Annotated in this window: 8 protein-coding genes; 4 read left to right on the forward strand and 4 right to left on the reverse strand. The window is 41.5% G+C overall.

Annotation, left to right across the window (positions count from 1 at the left end; genetic code table 11):
- Positions 1–199 precede the first annotated feature (199 nt).
- Positions 200–757, reverse strand: a complete 558-nt coding sequence (locus ABI367_RS10995; protein WP_462229559.1) for a hypothetical protein — start codon at positions 755–757, stop codon at positions 200–202.
- A gap of 417 nt (positions 758–1,174) precedes the next feature.
- Positions 1,175–1,735 carry a hypothetical protein gene (locus ABI367_RS11000; RefSeq protein ID WP_462229561.1) on the reverse strand — a complete coding sequence of 187 codons (561 nt, stop codon included), beginning with the start codon at positions 1,733–1,735 and terminating at the stop codon, positions 1,175–1,177.
- Between the two features lie 197 nt (positions 1,736–1,932).
- Here ABI367_RS11000 and ABI367_RS11005 point away from each other — a divergent pair, with 197 nt between their 5' ends.
- Positions 1,933–2,247 carry a hypothetical protein gene (locus ABI367_RS11005; protein ID WP_462229563.1) on the forward strand — a complete coding sequence of 105 codons (315 nt, stop codon included), beginning with the start codon at positions 1,933–1,935 and terminating at the stop codon, positions 2,245–2,247.
- 110 nt (positions 2,248–2,357) lie between these two features.
- Here ABI367_RS11005 and ABI367_RS11010 read toward each other — a convergent pair whose 3' ends face one another.
- Positions 2,358–3,251 (reverse strand): IS1595 family transposase, encoded by an 894-nt coding sequence (locus tag ABI367_RS11010; protein ID WP_462229565.1) that lies wholly within the window; start codon positions 3,249–3,251, stop codon positions 2,358–2,360.
- A 35-nt stretch (positions 3,252–3,286) separates the two neighbouring features.
- Between ABI367_RS11010 and ABI367_RS11015 the strand changes: the two genes are divergently transcribed.
- Entirely contained in the window at positions 3,287–3,775 is a 489-nt protein-coding gene (locus ABI367_RS11015) for a DUF6680 family protein (RefSeq protein ID WP_462229567.1), read from the forward strand.
- A gap of 220 nt (positions 3,776–3,995) precedes the next feature.
- On the opposite strand, the gene ABI367_RS11020 is transcribed toward ABI367_RS11015, so the two are convergent.
- Positions 3,996–5,081, reverse strand: coding sequence for a hypothetical protein (locus tag ABI367_RS11020; protein WP_462229569.1), 1,086 nt, complete (start codon positions 5,079–5,081; stop codon positions 3,996–3,998).
- Between the two features lie 277 nt (positions 5,082–5,358).
- On the opposite strand from ABI367_RS11020, the gene ABI367_RS11025 reads away from it, so the two are divergent.
- Together ABI367_RS11025 and ABI367_RS11030 are read left to right on the forward strand one after the other, a co-directional pair.
- Positions 5,359–5,952 carry a hypothetical protein gene (locus ABI367_RS11025; RefSeq protein WP_462229571.1) on the forward strand — a complete coding sequence of 198 codons (594 nt, stop codon included), beginning with the start codon at positions 5,359–5,361 and terminating at the stop codon, positions 5,950–5,952.
- Between the two features lie 153 nt (positions 5,953–6,105).
- The coding region (locus ABI367_RS11030; protein ID WP_462229573.1) for an SRPBCC domain-containing protein at positions 6,106–6,415 on the forward strand (310 nt) is incomplete at its 3' end.

Genomic DNA, 6,415 nt, shown 5'->3' on the forward strand with positions numbered 1-6,415 from the left:
TTCCCTTCCTTGTTCATCTGCCTAAACTGACGTAAATAAATCAAATAAAATAACGCTTTTGAGCAGATCGTTGCGCAACAGCCACTCTAAGGAAAAAGAACTAGGCCATCCCGCGGCTATGAGCGGGCCGATGTAATACTCTAGGACTACATCTTTCTGCGAAGCTTACATTAGAAAGAATAATTTGCAAATCCGCACATCAATAATACACCGGCTCCCTCATCAAATTCCCCGCAACACGTTTAATAAACAGGTAATTGGCCCCACCGCCAATAACGGCACCTACCACGGGCAGCAAGCGCTCGGCAGCGCGACTGCCGAAAACAAGCACCATCTTGGCAACCACCTCTTCCATAATATTTTTGGTGATGGTAACCCCCGCGTCAACCTTTAATGATGCTGCCACCATGCGGAAACAATCCACAAAGTTAATTTTATACTCGCCTGTGTTATGGTAGCGTATGGCCATGGTCACTCTAAACTGCTGCACCACCAGGTTAACCATATCCAGCGGGGCACCCACCAGCATAGTAGCCAGTCCGCCCGCGCCGCTTGCCGCGCCGCTGCCCGCTGCAATCAGGGCGCATTGGTTAATAAATTTGTCGATCCCCATCTCGTCCACACCCCGTTTTATGGTGAGCTGGTCGATATGGTTAAACAGTTTTTTAAATCCGCCTTTAGCCAGGGTACTGAGGCCTTTTTTAAAGGCGTCGGTCATTTTTTGGCTGTTGAGTTTGCCGAAGCGTGGTACGTGCATAGTTTTGGTTTTTTTAATGATTACTGCTATTTGCGTGCCAGTATTTTGGATAGGAGGAAAGGGCGGCCTGTGCGGTTCCCCTCTCAAGCGGGGAATGATCACTGTTAATATTGTGGACTTGTTCCCGAAGGGTCTCTCGCAGCGGATCTGCGGCGACGTCAAAAAAAGTTAAAACAGTTTAACATCGTTTAACACAATTTCAACTATTTTTTATGTTAAATACTTAATAATCAAAAGTTTAACTATTAAAATGTCCAAAAAAGTGTTAAAGTGTGTTCGTAAGTTAATTTTGGACCTAATTTTTGTTATATGTAGCTCATTATCAATTTATTGAAAATTATATCTCTTCTTTTGTCCCCGCAGGGTCTCTCGCAGAGGCACATAGCCCCTTTAGACAGTTGAGGAAGATAAAAAAAACTATCGCTTCGCCGTTTGTTTCGTTTTGTGAATGGTATCGGGACTTTTATGAGTGGCAGCCGTTGAATGTTGTAGGGATTTCAATTGTTGGACTTCTTCAGTTATCTGTTTCACTTTTTTGTTTAGGTCAGTATTTTGGGTTATGGTGTAAATGGTAGTTCCAACGGCTAATAAAGCTATGCCCCATGTTATAAAATTAAATATCCATTGGTTGTTTAATGATTTAAGAGTTGCCCCACGAAGCACATGAATATAATAGTAATCTAATCCATCTTTAGTGATGGATGCTGAAAAATTACCACCGACAATATACAATTGCTCTAAATCTCTGTGTTCATTTGAGTATTTTATATAACCCTGTCTTTCAAGTGAACCCAATACCGACATTACGGGCCTCCAACTTTTACTAATGGCATCCGGCACATCCTCAGGGGGGTCTTCTTCTGTTGATTTATTGGCATAAGGTAGGCATATGTATTTAATATTCTTATCAACGCCGATACCCTCGTTTGATAAATATTCTAATACTTCAAAATACAAATGTTTGATAGGTTTTTCCATAAATAAATATATTAAATTAATTAACTGTCCTAAAGGGGATATATGCCCCTGGGGGGGTATTTAAAAAATACCTACATTTGTTGTATGAGTAAGAAAAAAGAAACTAAGGCGAAGCCAAAGGAACGGGCCAACCCGAACCATAAAGAAGACTTTTTAGCGGTGTTAAACAAGGCTGTTGACCCTAAGAAAGTTAAATAATGGATAATCAAGATAAGCCACCAATAACAGGTATATCCGAAGATACTTTTTTGAAAATACTTGATCCTGATGGTTCATTCAAACGCTCTAATTGGTTGGAGTGGCTTGCGAACGAAAAATCAAAAAGGACGCATGATAAATGGGTAATAGGCTATGCTATATTTACAATTTGCTTTCTTTCGATAGTTTTTTTATATGCGGGCTATATTAATCTAATTAATAAAGAAGCCATGACAGGGCTATTGGGCACGGTTGCCGGGGCAGGGTTATCTTTTTTTATTAAATACATAGGCAAGTCGGAAAGTAAAAAGTAACCCTATTATAAATATAATTCCCATCCATGGTGATATTGGAACATAAGACACCCATAGTATTAATGGGATTGATAATAATATTGGCAATATAACCTCACGAAATATACTTCTCACGACACAACCCTCCCTAAAATAGTCTTAAACATCATTTGTCCCTCTTTACGGTGTACATACCTGAACGAGCACTCATCCACATATTTTTGAAGATGTGTTTTACTTACATGGATATGCGTTCCACCTATTGTTCTCTTTAAGTGGCTAAAAAAGCCCTCTATTGAATTGGTATGAAATATACCCCTTACATACTCTTCTTTATCATGCCCTACTACTTCGTGCTGATATTCGCCCGCTAAAGCCCTGTAAGCTCCGTGACCGTCTGTAATAAGCACTGAACCGGCAACTACATTCTCTCTAATCATTGGCAACATCGTAGCCATGTTAGCATCCTTATTGTGGTTTAATACTCGTGTACGGATATTACCGCCTCGTTCCATTACCGCAAGGACAGGTATTTTGTTTATCGTCCCCGTACCGTTGGCATTCATCTTATCCCGCTTAGTCTTGTGCATATTCTTATTCTTACCACCTATAAAAACCTCGTCAGCTTCAACAACTCCGCTTAACAGGTCTGTACCATTAGCCATTAATAACCGTATTTGGTGACCCATACGCCACGCACATTTATAAGTGACACCTAACTGCCTTTGTATCTCTTTACCGCTTACACCGTTCCGTGTCGAAGTCATTAGGTAGATAACGTAAAACCAGTTAACTAAACTTACCCTTGTCTTTTCAAATACCGTTCCTGCTGTTGGATATAACTGATATTGGCAGTCTTTGTCTGAACACTGATAACAACGCCTGCCTGCTATCCTTTTAAACGTAGTTTCCTGCGAACAAGCAGGGCAACAAGGCATAGCCGAATAACGTAGCTTAAATATGGTATCTAAGCATACATCATCATTTGGATATTCTTTGCGGAATTGATTAATGGTATATTTCATGGTTATTGGTATATTTAAAATCTAAACTTATTATTATGCAACCTAAAGACTGGATAAATATTTTGGCTATCCTTATTAGCCCTGTATTCGCCGTTTGTATTACCCTATGGTATCAAAACAGGGCAGAGAAGCTAAAAACAAAACGCTCTGTGTTTTTTACCCTTATGAAGTACAGAAACTCTATACACATTCCGAATGAATATGTGGAAGCCCTAAACAGTATTGATGTGGTTTTTCACAAGCAGCAGAATATTGTAAATCTTTGGGCTGAATATTACGATAATCTATGTTCTGATAATCCGAACATTTCCAAGCGGGGACACCTGAAGATTGATTTGCTTGCGGCGATAGCCAAACATTTGGGCTATGAACGTTTGAAGCAAACGCAGATTGATAGATATTACGAGCCAATTCTCTATCAAAATCAACAGAACAGACAACAGGAGATTTCCGACGAACTCCTAAGAACTTTAAAAGCTTCCGAAAACTACGGAACGCCAAGAATAAAAGGGGATAACGCTTAAATAGGTTAACTGCCCTAAAGGGATATATGCCCTCGCAGAGGACCCTGCGGGGACGGGAAGCTTTTAAGTAAAAAACTTAGAGGCATTTTTGTTTATAGCTGACAGCATCAAAAATATGCAGCCGTATCCTGAAAAGGAATACGGCTGCATATATAAATCTAAATAATTTCGAGCCTCAGGCTCATTATATTCTCTTGCCCGCTTTTGCGGCAGCTGTGTTTTACCCGGAATTGTTACCGCCTGCGCCTGCATTTGACCCGCCTCTTCCTCCTTTTCCACCGCCTTTGCCACCAATGGCTTGCCCTTTGCCCGCAATAGCACCACCTTTACCTGCATTGCTATTACCTCTGCCCGCAACGGCGCCGCCTTTGCCTGCTTTTTGCCCGCCATTACCCCCTCTGCTACCAGCGGCACCGGCATTGCTGCCGCCTCTGCCACCTTTGGTGCCGGCTGCAGCGGCAATAGCACCACTATCACCTCCATTGTTGCTGCCTGCAATAACTGTATTCAATTGTTTTTGCAATGTTTTTTTATGTTTAGCAATATTTAAAAGGTCGGCTTCAAGCATAGCAAGGTTAAGCCCAAGCGGTGTTTTGCCCTCTGCAAGGTAGTCGTCGGTCATTACGGCAAATAGCGCGTAGCAATAAGTATCTAAAAACTCCCAGGTTAGCTTTTTTACCTTGCCCCAGCTAATGCAGGTGATGTAGGTTTCATCATAGGCAACAATATTTACCGCATGGCCACCAAATGATCCCGGTGCGCGGTCGCCGGTTAAACCGCCCGGCATTACTTCCCAAATATCTTTTTTTATGATGGTATTAGGCAAATTTAAGCCAAGGTAGCCACCGCCAAACAAATACACTGCGGCACGCACCATATTATAGTCTTTATGGTCAACCTTAGTATAAGCTCTGATCTTATGATCGCCTATACCCGTGTTGCGCCAGTAATTAAGCGCATCCAGGTAGTTAACGCCAACGTCATTTTTGCCGGTTTCGGGGTCATATCCTGTTAGTGCGCTAAAAGCGGTTATTACTTCTCTGGTAAGTACAATATCTTCTGTAGTAGTGTTGGCTGTCCAGCATTCTATCATATGCCCTGCTGCCGCACAAGTACAATCGCTTAGGGTCCAGTTACCCATTCGTCGCCAGGGTTTCTTTACCATGGTTGTGAAATCCATTTGCATCGGAACCGTATGCAGCGTGGCCGGGTCAACATAATTCGCAAAAATAAGCGTTCGCGGGTCAGCCTGGTTAGGGTCAATTTTTGGCTGCCCTAAAGGGTGATCAATAGTTTGTTCTGACATGAAATATAGTTTAAATTAGGTTAAGTGAGCACAATATAATATTATTAAGCTACAGACTAAAATGTTGCTATTAAAATGCTAAAAATTAAAATTGCATGGTGTATTGCAATTCTATGCTAATTAGAGCCGGTAGTCTGAAGACTACCTGTGTCTCGTCCTAAAATAAGTTTACAGTTTTTATTGTCCTCTGCGAGAGACTCTGCGGGGACGGAAATTTTATTTATATTGCAGTGTAACATATATTTAGACCATCCTATCCAAACTTAAATAGCAAATTATGGATACTAAACCTATTCAAATACCCAAAAAAGCCATACAATCTGTAGCAGGAGGATTATTATTGATGGCTTTTTTCACCATTGCGTGGGCCGGCATAGCATCCGGCAGTTTACAAAATACCGGGCGCGTAATTGACTTGGTATTTTTTGGGGCATGTATAATTACATTTACTGGTTATGCCATCTATTTTTTTAGGTCTGTCAAACTATTTCAAGGGGTTATGACGGAAGAAGAAAAGATAGAAGGAAAAAAAGCTGGCAAAGCATTCGGTATTGTTTTTGGTTTAGAAGGGATCTTGATATTCGTAGCCGTTAATATTTGCGTTAATTTAGGTCACCCCGAATTGACCGTGCCCGCAATTGCCCTGGTGGTAGGCTTGCATTTCTATCCTATGGGCAAAATTTTTAAACGGACTATGGATTATTACCTCGCCACCTGGTCTACAGCAATTGCTATTGGTGCTATGGTTTTAATTTTAAAACACGTTGTATTGCCCATCCCTGTCCTGGCTATGCTGGGTATTGGCATGGCAATTAGCACTTCTATTTATGGGTTAAATATGATTAGGGTAGGGCTGGGTTATTTAAAGTAATAATTATAATAACCGTGTGGGCACAAGAACTCCAGGCACCTTCCGTCGCTGCATTATTGCGCCGGTTTGGGGTTAAACGTTGTCCTGAACGCCCCTTATAAATGTCGGGTTCGGGTCCCCGATATTTAACTTAGGCAAGTTAAATTTACAATCATGCAGCCCATCACCCTAAGTATTGAAGTTAACGCGTCTATTGAAGACGTTTGGAAAATATGGAACACACCCCGGGACATTATGAACTGGAACAATGTATCCGATAAATGGCATACGCCGGCTGCGCAAAACGATCTGCGGCCCGGCGGAAAGCTTTTATTGGTAATGGGTTTAAAGGATGGCAGTTTTTCTTTTAATTTTGAAGGAACATATAACGAGGTTATAACCCACCGGTTTATCAGTTATACCCTGGCGGATGGCCGGCAGTCGGCCATTAGTTTTGCCGGGGTTAACCCCGTTACCATAACCG

The sequence above is a fragment of the Mucilaginibacter sp. genome (assembly GCF_039935595.1).
Lineage (GTDB): Bacteria > Bacteroidota > Bacteroidia > Sphingobacteriales > Sphingobacteriaceae > Mucilaginibacter.

Excerpts from the sequence above, each read along its gene's own strand:
- ABI367_RS10995 (WP_462229559.1), bottom strand. The coding sequence starts at position 757 with ATGCACGTACCACGCTTCGGCAAACTCAACAGCCAAAAAATGACCGAC.
- ABI367_RS11000 (WP_462229561.1), bottom strand. The coding sequence starts at position 1,735 with ATGGAAAAACCTATCAAACATTTGTATTTTGAAGTATTAGAATATTTA.
- ABI367_RS11005 (WP_462229563.1), top strand. The coding sequence starts at position 1,933 with ATGGATAATCAAGATAAGCCACCAATAACAGGTATATCCGAAGATACT.
- ABI367_RS11010 (WP_462229565.1), bottom strand. The coding sequence starts at position 3,251 with ATGAAATATACCATTAATCAATTCCGCAAAGAATATCCAAATGATGAT.
- ABI367_RS11015 (WP_462229567.1), top strand. The coding sequence starts at position 3,287 with ATGCAACCTAAAGACTGGATAAATATTTTGGCTATCCTTATTAGCCCT.
- ABI367_RS11020 (WP_462229569.1), bottom strand. The coding sequence starts at position 5,081 with ATGTCAGAACAAACTATTGATCACCCTTTAGGGCAGCCAAAAATTGAC.
- ABI367_RS11025 (WP_462229571.1), top strand. The coding sequence starts at position 5,359 with ATGGATACTAAACCTATTCAAATACCCAAAAAAGCCATACAATCTGTA.